Origin of the sequence: Asaia astilbis JCM 15831 (assembly GCF_000613845.1) — a bacterium.
Classification (GTDB): Bacteria; Pseudomonadota; Alphaproteobacteria; order Acetobacterales; family Acetobacteraceae; genus Asaia; species Asaia astilbis.
This window is the reverse complement of sequence record NZ_BAJT01000015.1, coordinates 80282-95878: the sequence shown is the minus strand read 5'-3', so window position 1 is coordinate 95878 and position 15597 is coordinate 80282. Positions and strand designations below refer to the sequence as shown.

The window sequence follows — 15597 nt, the reverse complement described above, 5'->3', positions numbered from 1 at the left end:
CGGGGACGACGGGGGCCACGCGGCGGAGCCGACGGGCCTGTGGGGGCCGAAGCCGGCTCGATCTTCGCTTCGTCTGCGTCAGCGCCTGCGACACAGGAGCGGAAGCGCTCGGCGCTGTCGGGGGCGATTTCGAACAGCGTGTGATCCGTGTCGATGTGGATCGCGCCGATTTCGCTCTTGGTTACGCTGCCAAGGCGGCAGATCAGAGGCACCAGCCATTTCGGGTCGGCACGTTCGGTGCGGCCGATGGCGAGGCTGAACCATTCGCCGCCCATGCGATCGACGCGACCGCTGAACTCACGGGGAGCCCGTTCGTCGCGAGCGCCACGGGCAGCCGGAGCCTCGACGTTGACGGGGCGAATGTTCTCAACGCTCGGCAGGCGGCTCTTGTAGAGGCGCACCAGAGCGGTTGCGAGCTGATGCGAGTCGTGAGCCTCGGCAAGCTGTGATGCCAGAGCGTCCTCAACGGCCTGCGACGGGGCGAAAAGGGTCTCATCTCCCATCAGACGCTTGGCGTCCTGTTCCAGAATCGCATCTGCAGACGGAACGCTTTCCCACTCTGCATTATTGATTTTGGCAAAGGAGAGCAGGCGCTCGGCCTTGCGACGCTGGCTCAGCGGAACCATGACAACGCAGGTGCCTTTACGGCCTGCGCGACCGGTACGGCCCGAACGATGCAGCAGGGTTGCTGCTTCGCTGGGCATGTTGGCGTGAATAACGAGCGAGAGCGCCGGAATATCGATGCCACGTGCGGCAACGTCGGTGGCAACGCAGACGCGGGCTACGCCAGAGCGCAGGGCTTCGATTGCGCGCGAACGCTCGTTCTGGCCCATTTCACCCGAGATCGCGACCGAGGCAAAGCCACGTTCGACCAGCGCGGCTTGGACCTGAGCCACCATGGCACGCGTGTTGCAGAACAGCATTGCCGTTGCGCTCTCGTAGTAGCGCAATACGTTGACGATGCCGCGGCCGATATCGTTCGGCGCTGTCAGAACGCATTTATAAGTGATGTCGTCATGCTGCTTGGATGTCGAGACGGTGTTGATCCGCTCGGCATTCTTCTGGAAGCGACGCGCCAGATTGGCGATTTCCTTGGCAATGGTTGCCGAGAACAGAAGGGTGCGGCGCTCCACCGGAGCGGCATCCAGAAGCTGTTCCAGCTCATCGCGGAAGCCCAGATCGAGCATTTCGTCCGCTTCATCCATGACGATGACGCGCAGATCCGAGAGATTCAGCGCCCCACGTGACAGATGGTCGCAAAGACGTCCCGGCGTGCCGACCACGATATGGACGCCGTTGGACAGGTTGCGGGCTTCACGCCGTGCATCGGTGCCACCGATGCAGCTTACGATCCGCGCGCCGGTCTCGGCGTAGAGCCACTGCAGTTCGCTCTGGACCTGAAGGGCGAGTTCGCGCGTCGGCGCGATAACCAGCGCCATCGGGCTGTTGGCAGGGGGAAGGCGCTCGCTTCCCTCGGGGATGAGCGTCGGTGCGAAGGCGAGACCGAAGGCCACGGTCTTGCCGGAACCTGTTTGAGCAGAAACGAGCAGATCCCGAGTCTCGAGGCCCGGCTGCAGCACGGCCTCCTGTACGGCAGTCGGCGTTTCATATCCGCGTGCCGCCAGAGCGCGACTGAGAGAGGGGACGGTTTCGGGAAAAGGCATGCGGTTCGGACTCAATCAGGATCGTGCGAAGGGAAGACGCCGTTGCAGAACTATGCTGCGTCGAGCGTCGCTCGCGGCGTGAGGAAGGCGGTCAATAAAGAATATGCGGGCTGAAATCTAGGATTAAACAGCGCAAGGGCAGAAAACGCTTCTCCCTAAGATGTGACCCGATTGAAACCCGATATATGGGACATTTACGCCAATTTGAAGATGCCGTCCGCGTTCCTCGCCTTAAATTCGGGTAAGACGCCCCCATGATTGCAACTTTTATTGCCCGGCAAAACGAGGCGCTTGCACAGTTTCGGGGCCGGTCATGGCCTCTCAAATGGCTTTTCGCGCCGAGCGGGAATGCCGTTGAATTCGCCCTGCGGAACACGGTTGCGTCGCTGGTCGCATTGGGGATCGCTTTCTGGATGGAGCTTGGAGAGCCCCAATGGGCTGCCATGACAGTCTGGATCACGGCGCAGGGATCGCGCGGCGAGAGTCTGTCTAAAGGACGTTGGCGTCTGGCTGGCACATTGCTTGGGATGATCGGCGCGATCACCCTGGTGTCGGCCTTTCCTCAGGCTCCCTGGCTCTTCATTCCTGCTCTCGCGATCTGGGCAGGACTCTGCACGGGGCTTGCAACGCTTTGTCAGAATTTCCGGGCCTATGCTTTCGTTCTTGCCGCTTATACCTGCGCGATCATCGCGACGGGGTCCCTCTCCGCACCAGACGACGTGTTCAAGATCGCCATGGCGCGAGGCACGTATATTGTGCTCGGTGTCGTCTGTGAGTTGGTGGCGGGGCTGGTGTTTTCGGCCTCGCTCGCCGTCAAGGCGCGTCGCACGATGCGGAACTGGCTGACAGAGGGAATTAACGCAGCCTCTCTCGTCGTGGGAGATGTTCTGGCGGGCGCAGCCCCGCCAGAAGGCGCCGTTCGTGCTGTCTTCAGCCGCACACTCAAACTCAACGAGCAACTTGAATTCACGGTGGTGGAAGTCGGACGGAGCGATCACGCGATCGCCTGTGCTTACGCCTCGATCGGCATCCTCTCCAAAATCGTCTCAAGAAGCCTCGGGATGCAGGCGCGCCTCGCCTCAACACAGGGCGTCTCAGATCGGATACGGGCGACCCAGCAAGAGGTCGCCATTTTTATCAAGGGTATAGCGCCGCGTCTGCAGAGTGCTGGATCGCTCTCGGCGCTCAGGCAGGATCTGGCGACATTACAGGCCCGGCTGGAGGTGATGGCACGGTGCCCCGGACCCGGCGAGAGCGGGGGCGAGGCGGACAACCCCAATGACATAATCATCTTGCAGGGGATCCGACTGATCCTGACTGAATATGCGAGTCTGCTGATCTATTTTGAGGCAAAACCAGCGGAGGCTCTTCAGCCGTCACGTCTGCGCCTGCGTCGGGTCGTGAATTACCACGTGGCTTTCCATAATGCCGTGCGTTCGACTGCAGCGATCTGTCTCGCGGGGCTCATCTGGGAAGTCACGGCCTGGCCAGAGGGCCTGTCATTTATATCGTTCATTGCCGTGGTCGTCGGGGGATTTGCGACAACGGATAATACGGTGCTGGTGAGCAACCGGTTTTTTTACGGTGCCTGTTTTGCTGCCCTTGCCTCGATCCTGCCGGTGTTCGTGGTCACTCCGGCCGGGACGAGTTTCGAGGCCCTGATTGTGGCGCTCGGGCCGTTGATGTTTGTGGGAGGCCTTGCCATTCGCAATCCGTCAACGGCGATGGCCGCAGGATCTTACAACACGTTTCTCCCCGCTTTGATCGGTCTGAATAATCACGCTCGCATGGATGAGGTGACGTGGTGCAACGCGACGATCGCGCTCGTTCTGGGCTTGGGGGCAGGCGTTCTGGTCTTTCGCTGTATTCTGCCTTTCAATATTTACCAGGTCTGCGTTCTGCTCAGGCGCAGGGCACTTGACGGGTTGTTGCGTATCTGTGGCGCTGACCGGCGCGTGCCGACGGAAAATCGCTGGATCGGGACCATCACCCAAGGCATGGAGCGTGTGATCCGTTATGCCGGTGCGAGGCTCACGCCCTTCATGGAGCTGAATCTCCATGGCCTGCTCTCCGTCATGACGATGGGCCGTAATCTCATGGCACTGCGAGACATTGCACGACGCCCCCTCCTTCAGCCCGCGCTTGCGGCGCTGATTGCCGGGTTTTTCAAAGGGCTTGGACCGCACCCGTTCCGTAGCCCGGTGATCGACAGTGCGAATTTCACGGCCCGGCTGCAGGAGGCTCTCAATCTCCTTCGGAGCAAGGTAAACGCGCCCGACGAAGGGGAGCGTTCTGCTGCGATTGAGATCCTGGGAAGCTTTATGGTCGTGCAGCATGAGTGGCAGGAAAACCAGCTCTGGCTCGATGAAAAGAGCTTTCGCCGCGCCCTACAGGAGGCCCGTATTCAGCAGGCGTGAGACGTGAGTGTGACGAGATGGTAGATCAGAATCACAGCTAAATGATCGCTCAATAACGAGTTAATGTTCCGATTCTTGTGTGATAAGAGAATATAAATTCTCGTTTCCTCTTCGCCGCGCGTTGCGCGGCTCGATCATGCAGGAATGGAGATCGCGTTATGAAGATCGGCTTTGTCTCTGACAGTCTCGGGACCCTCTCTTTCGAAGCCATGCTCGATCGTGCGGCGTCTCTGGGTGTATCAGGCGTCGAAATCAATACGGGAGGCTGGTCTCAGGCGCCTCATATCGACATGCCTCATCTCAGAGAAAGCCCCTCGGCAAGGCGCGCGTTCGTTCAGGCGTTCGAGGCAAGAAATCTCGAGATCATCGCTCTGAACATCAACGGCAATCCGCTCCATCCCGTCGATCGTCGGCAGAGCGAGCAGCTCCATGACACCATTCGTTTGGCCGGCGATCTGGGGATAGCGAAAATCTGTACGATGTCTGGTCTTCCAGAGGGGCAGGAGGGCGACCGTCTTCCCAACTGGGTGGTCAGTTCCTGGCCTCAGGAAGTTCAGACAGCGAAGGAGTGGCAATTCAAGGAGAGGGTGGTGCCCTATTGGGAGAAGATCCTTACTTTGGCACCCCAATATGGTGTGACTCAGTTCGCGCTCGAAATGCATGGTGGTCAGTGGGCCTATAACGTGCCGAACTTCCTGCGATTGCGCGACGCACTCGGGCCGATGATTGGAGCCAATCTCGACCCCTCCCATATGTTCTGGATGGGCGCAGATCCTCTTTGTGCGATTGACGCGTTAGGTGACGCGATCTTCCATGTTCATGCCAAGGATGCCGGCTTCAATCCTGCACGACACGGCGTGACGTCCAGTCTTGAAAACGGGCCTCTCGGTCTGCCGTCGGAGCGGGCCTGGTCGTATCTGACCCTGGGATACGGGCATGATACGCTCTGGTGGCGTCAGTTCTGCTACCGTTTGCGCATGGTCGGTTACGATGGCTGGCTCTCGATCGAGCATGAGGATCCGCTTTTCGATCCAGTGGAGGGGCTGGAGAAATCTGTCGCCCTCCTGCGCGACGCCATGCCTGTCGTTCAGGGTGGGTTTTCGCAGTCAGAGGCCTGAAAAGCTCGCTTTTCCCCGGTTCAGGAGACGAGCTTCTTGCGCCCGATCACAGCATGCACCGTGTCGTTCCATGCTGTGAGATCTTCAGGGGGCACGACTTCGCCCGTATCCAGATCGCTGTAGCCAGCGCGGTCGAGCAGGAGCGTGATCAGGCGTGTGCGATCTGCGGGTTCAAGAGCCTGCCAGAGCGCAACGGCCTTTTGCGGTATGAAATTGTCCGAAAAGGTGATGATCAGAGGGGCGCCGGGTTTGAGGAGTCTGTTGACTTCTTCCAGCACCGCTGCCGGATCGGTCAGATAGGCAAACCCGTCGCACAGACAGACAGCGTCCAGCGAGTCGTCCGGCAGATCGATCCTGGCTGATTCATTGAGGTCCTGCTCGACCCGTTGTGTCAGATCCGAATTGCTCTCAAGAGCCTTGCGATCGACATCGAGACCGATAACCGTGTCATGTCTCGCATCGGGTGGCAGGTGGCTCAGGCCGCCAGCCATCAGATCGAGGACTACCCCCGAAGCGGGCAGCGTTGTCTGATAGAGAGCCGTGACAGCCGTCCGGGCGCCAGCATCCATCTGGGTCGAGTCGGAACGATCAGCCCAGAACAGATGATCCGGATCGTCGTTGGCGCGTGTGAAAGCCGCTGGATGCAGCGCTGCCGATGTGTCAGCCATTGAACCTGTCCTGTCTGTTCCATCGAGGAAAGCGGGAGGGATGCAATCCCCCACAGTTTCCGTCAAGGCGGCGTCGCTTCAGAGAGCAGCTCCGTGTCGCCCGAAGACGCTCTGGGACACGCCAGCGAGGCGGGCGTGCCTTTCGGAAGGAACGGTTTGCTGACGCAGCAAAGGCATAAGGTCTTCGCAGACAGCGCGATAGGGCGCTCGCTCGGAAGGCGCCGTCAGGATCGCATCGTACAGACCGAGTTCGCGATAGTCGTTCAGACGCAACGCGATTTCCTGAGCCGTGCCGACCAGCGCTGACGCTGCAATCTGGGAGGGCAAGCCTTCGGCGATGAGAGTCTCTGCCTTCTCCCAGGCTTCTTCGGTATTGCTGCTGAGAACGATGTCGAGGGCAATGGCAGCGCGAGCAGGCTGATGCGCGATCTGCGATGGCAGACAATGTTCATACAGCGCCATTGTTTCCGCGACACTGCCATCAGCCTCAGGCGCTCGATGCCCTGTGTGCTTTTGCGAAGAAGTGTGTGACGCGGTGCCTGAACGCGAAGCCAATCGAGCTGGGTGTCATCGACGAGCAGGTTGCAGCCGATCGGTAGTTGAGACAGGCAGGTCGTGATCTCTGCTCGTGTCATCCCCAGGCATGACCAGATCAGTCGCAGGTGACGTGAAATGGCGGGCGTGTCGTAGGGGGTAATAAACATCAGTCTTAATTCCTGCATCGCAGGAGGCGATGCGTCGGTATGAAAATTATTGGAAGAAAACCGGAGGTTTCCCGTGCCGCCGGGAAGCGGAGCCTCTATAACTGCGCGCATGACTATCCGGTTTCATAAGATGCAGGGCCTGGGTAACGACTTCGTCGTGATCGACAGGCGCCAGGGGCATTTCGAGCTCTCATTACATACCATGTCCAGGATCTGTGACCGACGCTTCGGCGTCGGATGCGATCAGCTCGTTCTGCTGGATGCGCCCGATCTTTCTGGCGCAGATGTTCTGGTTCGTTTCTTCAACTGACGGGTCGGAAGCGGGCGCTTGCGGCAATGCGTCGCGATGCGTTGCCGCTTTGGTGGGCGGAGCACCCGTTCTTCAGACGCGTGTCGGCCTTCTGCCGAGTTTCGTGACAGAAGAGGGTGAGATCGGGGTCGATATGGGTCGCCCAGCGCTCGACTGGCAAAATGTGCCGCTGGCTCGCGCCATGGAGACGCTCGAACTTCCTCTCGCAGGGGGACCGGCTGCCTGCTCGATGGGAAATCCGCATGCGACGTTTTTCGATGGAATGGAACGTGCCGGTCGCGACGGTGCCGCGCTCGAGCGCGATCCGCTATTCCCTGAACGCGCCAATATCGGCTGCGCTGAAATCCTGTCACGTGACGCAATCAGGCTTCGCGTCTGGGAACGCGGTGCGGGACTGACCCTGGCCTGTGGGTCAGGAGCCTGTGCGGCTGTCGTCAATGGTGTGCGTCGCGGGCTGCTGGACCGTCTGTGCCAGGTGGAGATGGATGGCGGCAGCCTTCGCATTCATTGGCGCGAAGAAGACGGCCACGTGTTGATGATCGGCGCAGCCACCCACGTCTTCGAGGGGCAATGGCCCGTATGAGCGGTGCGAAGCTTCTGACTTTCGGCTGTCGTCTGAACCTGCATGAGAGTGAGCGCATACAGGGGCTGACTGGTCATCTTGACGACGTGGTTGTGGTCAATACCTGCGCTGTGACCACGAGCGCGGAGCGTCAGGCGCGGCAGGCTATTCGACGTGCCCATCGCGAAAGCCCTGACAAACGCATTGTCGTCACGGGCTGTGCAGCCCAGATCGCGCCTGAAAAATGGCGGGGTTTGCCCGGTGTCGCGCGTGTCATTGGCAATGCCGAAAAGCTTGAAGCCGAGAGCTGGACCGAAAAGGCGTTGAGCCAGGATGCTGGTTTGGCCGACATCATGACGGCCCCCCTTGTGCCAGCGTCACCTGTCACCGAGACGGGCGGCCATGTGCGTGCCCTGCTTCAGGTGCAGCAGGGCTGCGATCATCGATGCACATTCTGCATCATTCCGTATGGTCGTGGTGCGTCACGTTCCGTCCCTGTCTCCGACGTGGTGACGCGCGCGCGTGAGCTTGTCGCGGCGGGACATCATGAAATTGTCCTCACCGGTGTCGATATCGCGTCATGGGGGAGTGATATCGAGGGGAAGCCAGCTCTTGGCACGCTCTGTCGCGCCGTGCTGGATGCCGTCCCCGAACTGCCGCGGTTGCGTCTTTCGTCACTCGATCCGGCTTCTGTGGACAAGGATCTCTGGTTCCTGCTGGCAGAAGAGCCACGGTTCCTGCCGCACCTGCATCTCTCGCTGCAGGCGGCGAGCGATCTGGTGCTCAAACGCATGAAGCGACGTCACTCGGTACAGGACGCGGAAACCCTCGTTTCGCGCGCGCGTGCCCTGCGGCCCGACATCGCAATCGGGGCCGATCTGATTGCCGGGTTCCCGACCGAGACCGATGCCCAGGCACAGGAGACGCTCGACTTCGTCATGCGTCACCAGCTGCCTTATCTGCATGTTTTTCCCTATAGCGAGCGACCGGGGACACCGGCTGCACGCATGCCCAGCGTGCCGAATGCGCTTCGTCAGGCGCGCGCAGCGGCTTTGCGTGAGGCGGGTGAGGCCAATCGCCGCACTTATTGGCAAAGCATGATCGGGCGCGATCTCGATGTGCTGATGGAAGGGCCAGAGCGCGGGCATTCGGCCCATTTTGTGCCTGTCCGTCTTTCCGGAGGGCAGGCAGAACGTGGCTCGCGCCTCTCATTGAGAGCGCACGGCCTTGACGAAGCCGGGCTGGTAGCAGAGATCAACTGACATGGCTGGATTTTTCTCACGTCTCAAGCAGGGGCTGACGCGCTCCACCCAGAAGCTCAATGCGGCTCTCACCCATCGCTATCTCGACGAGACCGCGTTGGAGGAGCTCGAGGATGAGCTGATCGCCGCCGATCTCGGCCCTGCCGTAGCAGGACGTGTGATCGAGGAGTTCCGCAATTCGCGTTTCGGGCGCAACGTCACGACCGAGGAAATCCAGGAGGCTCTGGCCACCGAAATTGCCCGTGTTCTGGAACCGGTTGCGCAGCCATTCGAACTCAAAACCGACCACAAGCCGGATGTTGTGCTGGTTGTCGGCGTGAACGGCGTGGGCAAGACGACGACGATCGGCAAGATGGCCAAGTGGTTTCGCGATCAGGGACGCTCGGTCATGATGGTGGCGGGCGATACGTTCCGTGCTGCTGCCGTCGAGCAGTTACAGGTCTGGGGCGAGCGCACCGGGGCGCCGGTCATCGCGGGTAAGCCGGGTGGAGATGCAGCAGGTCTGGCGTTTGAGGGTATCAAGCAGGCGCGCGAGGCGGGGACAGACCTTCTTTTCGTCGATACGGCAGGGCGTCTGCACAATAAAGGCGCGCTCATGGAAGAGCTCGCCAAGATCATCCGTGTGATGAAGAAATTCGATGAGACGGCGCCTCACTCCGTGCTGCTGGTGCTCGATGCGACGACCGGTCAGAACGCGATGGAGCAGGTGCGTGTCTTCCGCGAGCTCGTCAATGTCACAGGGCTGATTGTAACCAAGCTCGACGGCTCGGCCCGAGGAGGCATTGTCGTAGCGCTGGCCGACGCCTTCAAGCTGCCGGTTCATCTGGTTGGTGTGGGCGAGCAGGTTGAAGATTTGCGGCCGTTCTCGGCGCAGGATTATGCGCGGGGTCTTGTCGGGGGGGCTGGCGCAGATCTCGCCAGTCATCTGGTCGAGGATCAACACAACTCAGAGCAGGGTGTCTGACCAGAGGGGAGACCCGCAGTCAGGCTCGGATGCGTTTCAAGAGACCGTCTTATCAGGCGTCAGGGCATTGCTTCTGACGCCTTTTTTCATGGTCAGGAGACGGCATGTGCAGGGATCGTTTCCGTGGTTTCATGGCGAGAGGTTTGTGTCGTGGAGCCTCTTGCGTCGCCGGGGTGGAACGGCACCCGATTCTTGTTACTGGACTCACGATTTCGTGTCTTTTCGGCAACATCGATGGTTGACGTTAAAGAGGAAGTTGATGGTTCTTTAATGATATACGTCAGTTTCATTAAAGATTTTCGCACACGACACATATCTGACATATTTCGTCGCACTCACTGCGTCATCGTTATGTCAGCGTTACGTTTCGATTGATTGTCGTTACGTATGGAGCTTGTGAACGATGGCGTTATACCTGCGCAGATCTTTCCTTTTGACGTTTACAGCCGTGGCCGGTCTTTCCGCCTCTGGTGCTTTGGCAGCAGAGGTTCCGACCGATGCTGTTGCTACGAAAAAGAAGGTCTTGGTCAAGACAAAACAGACCTCGACCAAATCCGAGACCATCAGGGTCACCGGGTCTTATCTGCGCAGCTCGAATAATAGTTCTGCCAATCCTGTTCAGGTCGTTACGGCCAAGCAGATCCAGCAGACTTCGGCGACCTCTCTTGGGGATTATCTCCAGCGTCTGCCTTCTGTCGGTTCTTCTGGTACACCCAACCAACAGACCAATGGTGGCGGTGGCGTGAGCTGCACCGACATTCGCAATTTTGGCACAAAGCGCGTGCTGATCCTTATTGATGGCAAGCGTACGGCAATTAACGCAGGCACGTCCTGCGTCGATCTGAACACGATCCCCATTGAGCAGATTGCAAGCGTCGAAATGCTCAAGGATGGCGGATCCGAGCTTTATGGTGCTGACGCCGTGTCGGGCGTCATCAACATCAAGCTGCGTCACGATGTGAACAAGGCGACCATCACCATGCGTGGCGGCATTTCGCAGTACGGTGATGCCAAGACCGGTCTGCTTTCGGCCATGAAAGGCTTCGATTTCGATCACGGGCGCGGCAACGTCACCCTGTTCGGGCAGTACAACACGTCGGGCGGTATCATGAGCCAGGATCGTGCCTGGGCCGTCAATCCGCAGCAGACAAACCCGGTGACGGGCACGCCGACATTCGGCTCCTCGGTTATTCCGGCTGGGCGCGTGACCAACCCGATTACAGGTACCAATCTGGTGTCGAATGGCGATGGCACGTTCCATCGTTACACCAATGCAGATCGCTATAACTTCAACCGCGATACGATGCTGCAGAACTACAACCAGAATTCGGCGCTGTCGGGCGATGCGCATTACGACATCGACAGCCATTTCAAGCCCTATGCCAATGTGCGATACAGCCACACCACGACGGCACGCCAGATGGCAGCTTCACCGGTTTCGGGAGGCATCAAGCCTTCTCCGCTTCTCACCTCGTGGACGATACCCGCAGGCAGCCCCTATAATATCTGGGGCAAGGACGCGATCATGTCGCGTCGTATGAACGACCTTGGTCCGCGCAAGATGGACTATGCCACCGATACCTGGACGGTTATTGGCGGAGCGAAAGGCAAGATCTGGCGTGGCTGGGAATATGACGCTTCAATGACCTATGGTCAGAGCCGTTATACCGCAAATACGCAGAATATGGGCAACTACCGCCATCTGTTGCAGATGACCGGCGTGCGTCAGCTCGACCCTACCAATGCTGCCAGCAAGATCGTTTATGATCCGACGGTTTGCACAAGCCAGCCCGGTTGCGTCCTGTCCAATCCTCTGGCTCCGCTCTCCCCCGAGGCGGCTGCCTATGGAAAATTTACCCAGCATGACCATGCTGAATACCAGCTGCGTGATTTCAACCTGCGCATCAATAACGACGATGTCGTCAAGCTGCCTTATCAGCATGGCGGCAAGGTCGGTATCGCGTTCGGCATGGAGCATCGCAGCGAACAGCTGAGCAGCAGCCCCGACCCGATTGTGGTGAGCGGTGACTCGACCGGTAACGCGACCAGCTATACCGGTGGTGGCTTCAATGTGAATGAAGTCTATGCCGAAGGTCAGATTCCGCTCCTTCAGGACGCGTTTCTTGCCAAGGATCTGACGATTGACGGTCAGGGCCGCTGGTCTGATTACAGCACCTTCGGCTCGACCAAGAACTGGAAGGTTTCGATCAACTGGGCACCGGTTCGCGATATCCGCTTCCGCGCCACCCTTGGGACGTCTTATCGTCAGCCGAACGTTTACGAGCTCTATGGCGGTCAGGGGCTTGGTTATCCTGCGGCTGTGGATCCGTGCACGGCCGTTGCGAGCTACAAAGGTCAATCAGCTGCTGTGCAGGCTCGTTGTGCTGGAGAAGGGATCAACACGGGCACCTTCGTGTCTCAGAATACCAACCAGGTACCGACGATTTCGGGAGGCAACGGGAAGCTGCAGCCAGAGAGTGGTCGCACCTATACAATCGGTACAGTCCTGACGCCGCGTTGGGTTCCGGGTCTTTCAGCATCAGTGACCTATTGGCACTACTCTTTGAACAACACGATCGGCACATTGAGCACGCAGTACATTCTTGATCAGTGCTACACGGGTGCCGATACCAGCCAGTGCGGTGCCATCGCAGCGCGGTCGAATGCGCAGCAGCTGACTTCGGTGAGTGCGATCAACCAGAATCTGGGCGGGATCCGCACCAGCGGCATCGATTTCGATCTCGACTATCATGTGCGGGTCACCGCGCGAGACAGCCTGAACCTGTCGAACAACATGCAGCAGCTCGTCAGCTATCTGCAGCAGAACGTGCCGAATGGTCAGTGGTACAACTACACGGGACGTCTGTTTTACCAAGGTGGCAGCGGTCAGCCGCGCGTCAGCGACTATGCTCAGGCGACTTGGCAGCATGATGATTTCAGCTTCACCTACATGATGCGCTACATCGGCGGCATGGTGTGGAATAATGGGGTGACAGACGTGACGCCGACGACGGGTGGTCGCTACAAGACCCCTGGAATCTTCACGCATGACATTACCTTGGGCTACCGCCTGAACCGTTGGAATTTCCAGGCAGGTGTCAGCAATCTGTTCGACAAGAAGCCTCCCTTCGTCGTCGACGGATCGACCAACACCAATATCTACCAGTACGGCAATCTCATTGTCGGTCGTTACGCCTTCCTGCAGGCAGGCATCAGCTTCTGATCCTCTTCTCTGCCCGCTGTGACGTCTCTCTAAAGACGTTGTGGCGGGTAGGTAACGGTTGGCTGTCAGAAAGCCTTCTTCAGGAATTGGTAAGAAAAAACGAGGAACCGTTCAGCAAAAAGAGCGTCATGGTAACGGTCGTGTGATATTGCGACCGTCCTCGCATCGTTTTCTGGATAGTAATGTCTCGTCTGTCATTTACGCGTCGAATAGTCCAAGCTGGCCAAGCCTTGGCACTTGTCTTGTTGATGTCGCTTTGTGCGACTCAGTCTGCAAAAGCCCAGAAGGCCGCGAGTGCCCAGTCAGCCGGAGGCTTTGCACCCGGCGCGCGCGCCTCTGCTTCGGCAAACGCGACACTCGATAGCGTGGTTGGCAATCGCCCTTCACCCGTAAAAAGCGAAGTCAGTCTCGGCGGTGCCGTTTATCGCGTGACGCCGCAAGGTGCGGTGATCGGCCCCGATGGCCATGCTGTTTCTGGCGGATGTCCGTCGCCAGCTTCTCTGGCATCAGGTCAGTTTGTGGCGGGCGGGGCTCCGGCAGAACCGGCATTGAGCGGCACGGCAGGTTCCGGGACTGACTCGAAGAAGAGCGAATCGGTCATGATCGGTGTGACCAATCAAAGACCAGCAGGCACTCCTGAACAGGGAGCAGACCCCTCCTTGCGACCAGCGGCGACCATGAACGCCTCCTTCGGGCCAGCCGGTGTCTACGTGCTGCCCAATCCCTGTCGAGAGACGGGAACGGACAAGAAAGCGCGGATCCGTGACGCGGCAGCCGCGTTGGCGACCGCTGGAGGCAATGCGTTTGCCCTCGCGGGAAATCGCGACGGTGTGCGTGAAGCGACGGAGGCCCAGACGCTCGAGAATGGGGACATTCGGCTTTCTGTAGCCCAGACCGACAAGGCGGAGCCTCAACTGGAGCCCTCCAATTCGGGTCACTCAGGTGGTGCCCAATGAAAAAGCATCTTCTTCTAAGTGGTCTGCTCGGCCTTTTCGTCTGTTCGGCGCAGGCGAGTACAGTTGTGAGACCTGCATCGGGGGAGGGGGTTGCGGCTCTGCCAGACCGGGAGGCGCCTGAGGCCAAAAAGCCCGGAATGGTACCGCAGGCTCTGCAATCTTCGCGTCAGGTTATGCCGCTGTTGCGGGCGGTCGTGCTCCAGCCTGCCGGGGAGCCTGGCTCTCAGACGCAGGATCGTGCCTTGAGCACATCTGGTCTACCTTTGCTCGACTCTCCGGCTTTCACTCGCCTGATCATGCCTTTTATCGGCAAATCCCTGAGTTTTGGGCAGATGCAGGAGCTTATCGACCGGGTGGTCGGATATTATCGCACCCAGGGTCACGCCTTCGTCACCGTCAGCGTGCCCCCTCAGACGGTTCATCAGGGTGTGTTGCATCTCGATGTGCTGGAATACCGTATCGGGGCGATCCATGTGGTCGGGAATCGCTGGTTCTCCTCACGGACCATCCGTCATCAAAGTGGTTTGACGAGCGGACAGACCCTGTCGCTCAACTCGCTGCAGACAGATTTGAGCTGGCTCAATACCAACCCGTTTCGCACGGTGGATATGGTCTTTCGCCCCGGTCAGGCTCCCGGTCTGACGGATGTCGATCTCAAGGTCGCCGATCGGCTTCCGCTCTATGTTTATGGGGCGTATGGCAATCAGCTCGATCCGACCCTCGGGCGTCTGAACTGGAATGTCGGCGCTTCCTGGGGCAATGCCTTCAATCTGGGCCATGTCCTGACATATCAGCTGCAACGCAGTGTTTCGGGTCGCTTCACCGGCCATAATGCGAGCTGGGAAATTCCCTTAACCTCGCGGGATGCCCTGCTGATTTTCGGTAGCTATTCCGTGTCCTATCCAGTGGCAGACGAGCCGAACACCAATAAGGGTGTTTCCGGCCAGGCCTCCCTGAGATGGATCCATATGCTGCCGCATGTGGCACTCGGAGCAAGCCTCGGTATTGATGGCACCGTTCAGGCAGGCTTCGACTGGAAGTCCACGAGCTCCGATGAATACAGCGCAGAAGTGCCCTTGATTCTGGCGAATGCGGAGACAAACCAGTTTCTGATCGCGTTCATCGGTTCCTTGCAGGATCCCTGGGGAAAAACCGAGATCGATAACCAGATCGTTTACGGACCTCCTGGCATCTCGGCGTATAACAAGCGCGGTTGGTATGAGACGATCTTTCCCAATGCGAAGCCGAATTATGTCTATGACCGGCTCTCTCTCAGTCGGGCTCTGTCTCTGCCGGGAAAGCTCAAGGCGACCACCAAGGCATCATGGCAGGGCGCGACGCATAATCTGCTTTACAGCGAGCAGCTCATGATCGGCGGGATCGGTACGGTTCGCGGATATTACGTCAATACCTCCTTCGGCAGCCGTGGCCTCACCTTCAGCGAGGAAATCATGGCCCCCACCTTCTCGGTTGGGAAGACGATCGGTTTCGGCAAGCTCGAAGATACGAACACGTTTGGCGCGTTCTGGGACTGGGGCGATAATTCGCAGGTTCATCCTGCCGGGATAGGTCCGCGCATTGTCACGCTTTCCAGCGTCGGTGTCGATCTGAACAGCAAGATAAACCGCAAGCTCAACGTGACAGTCGATGCAGGCTGGCGCCTGAGACGTGCGGCGAGTGAGGGAAGTCACGGTGTCTTTTGCGACTTCAACATCGTCGCAGGTTTCTGAATGGCTGGGTAAAGAAGCG

The 15597-nt window shown here is 59.0% G+C and carries 10 protein-coding genes and 1 pseudogene; 8 read left to right on the top strand and 3 right to left on the bottom strand.

Going from position 1 to position 15597, the window contains the following annotated elements; genetic code table 11:
• On the bottom strand, positions 1 to 1664 hold a 1664-nt coding region (locus JCM15831_RS11905), incomplete at its 3' end, for a DEAD/DEAH box helicase (protein WP_025824437.1).
• Between the two features lie 254 nt (positions 1665 to 1918).
• Here JCM15831_RS11905 and JCM15831_RS11900 point away from each other — a divergent pair.
• On the top strand, positions 1919 to 4081 hold the full coding sequence (locus JCM15831_RS11900) for an FUSC family protein (protein ID WP_025824436.1): 2163 nt from the start codon (positions 1919 to 1921) through the stop codon (positions 4079 to 4081).
• A 158-nt stretch (positions 4082 to 4239) separates the two neighbouring features.
• Positions 4240 to 5199 (top strand): sugar phosphate isomerase/epimerase family protein, encoded by a 960-nt coding sequence (locus tag JCM15831_RS11895; RefSeq protein WP_025824435.1) that lies wholly within the window; start codon positions 4240 to 4242, stop codon positions 5197 to 5199.
• 20 nt (positions 5200 to 5219) lie between these two features.
• Here the strand turns inward: JCM15831_RS11895 and JCM15831_RS11890 are convergent, their stop codons facing one another.
• Together JCM15831_RS11890 and JCM15831_RS11885 are read right to left on the bottom strand one after the other, a co-directional pair.
• Entirely contained in the window at positions 5220 to 5867 is a 648-nt protein-coding gene (locus tag JCM15831_RS11890; RefSeq protein WP_025824434.1) for a class I SAM-dependent methyltransferase, read from the bottom strand.
• Positions 5868 to 5945: 78 nt separating this feature from the next.
• The gene (locus JCM15831_RS11885) at positions 5946 to 6329 is read right to left on the bottom strand and encodes a hypothetical protein (RefSeq protein WP_025824433.1); all 384 of its coding nucleotides are present in this window, start codon (positions 6327 to 6329) and stop codon (positions 5946 to 5948) included.
• 351 nt (positions 6330 to 6680) lie between these two features.
• Between JCM15831_RS11885 and dapF the strand changes: the two are divergent.
• The 6 genes and pseudogenes from dapF (at position 6681) to JCM15831_RS11855 (ending at position 15578) form a co-directional block, all read left to right on the top strand.
• Positions 6681 to 7464: pseudogene (dapF, locus tag JCM15831_RS18725) on the top strand (diaminopimelate epimerase).
• Positions 7461 to 8705, top strand: a complete 1245-nt coding sequence (mtaB, locus tag JCM15831_RS11875) for a tRNA (N(6)-L-threonylcarbamoyladenosine(37)-C(2))-methylthiotransferase MtaB (RefSeq protein ID WP_025824432.1) — start codon at positions 7461 to 7463, stop codon at positions 8703 to 8705. Before dapF ends, mtaB begins: the two are co-directional and overlap by 4 nt.
• Before the next feature lies 1 nt (position 8706).
• Positions 8707 to 9669 carry a signal recognition particle-docking protein FtsY gene (ftsY, locus tag JCM15831_RS11870; RefSeq protein ID WP_025824431.1) on the top strand — a complete coding sequence of 321 codons (963 nt, stop codon included), beginning with the start codon at positions 8707 to 8709 and terminating at the stop codon, positions 9667 to 9669.
• A gap of 403 nt (positions 9670 to 10072) precedes the next feature.
• On the top strand, positions 10073 to 12892 hold the full coding sequence (locus tag JCM15831_RS11865; protein ID WP_025824430.1) for a TonB-dependent receptor domain-containing protein: 2820 nt from the start codon (positions 10073 to 10075) through the stop codon (positions 12890 to 12892).
• 230 nt (positions 12893 to 13122) lie between these two features.
• A complete protein-coding gene (locus tag JCM15831_RS11860) occupies positions 13123 to 13848 on the top strand; it encodes a hypothetical protein (protein ID WP_156938857.1) in 726 nt (241 codons plus the stop codon).
• A complete protein-coding gene (locus JCM15831_RS11855; protein WP_025824428.1) occupies positions 13845 to 15578 on the top strand; it encodes a ShlB/FhaC/HecB family hemolysin secretion/activation protein in 1734 nt (577 codons plus the stop codon). Before JCM15831_RS11860 ends, JCM15831_RS11855 begins: the two co-directional genes overlap by 4 nt.
• The last annotated feature ends 19 nt before the right edge of the window (positions 15579 to 15597 follow it).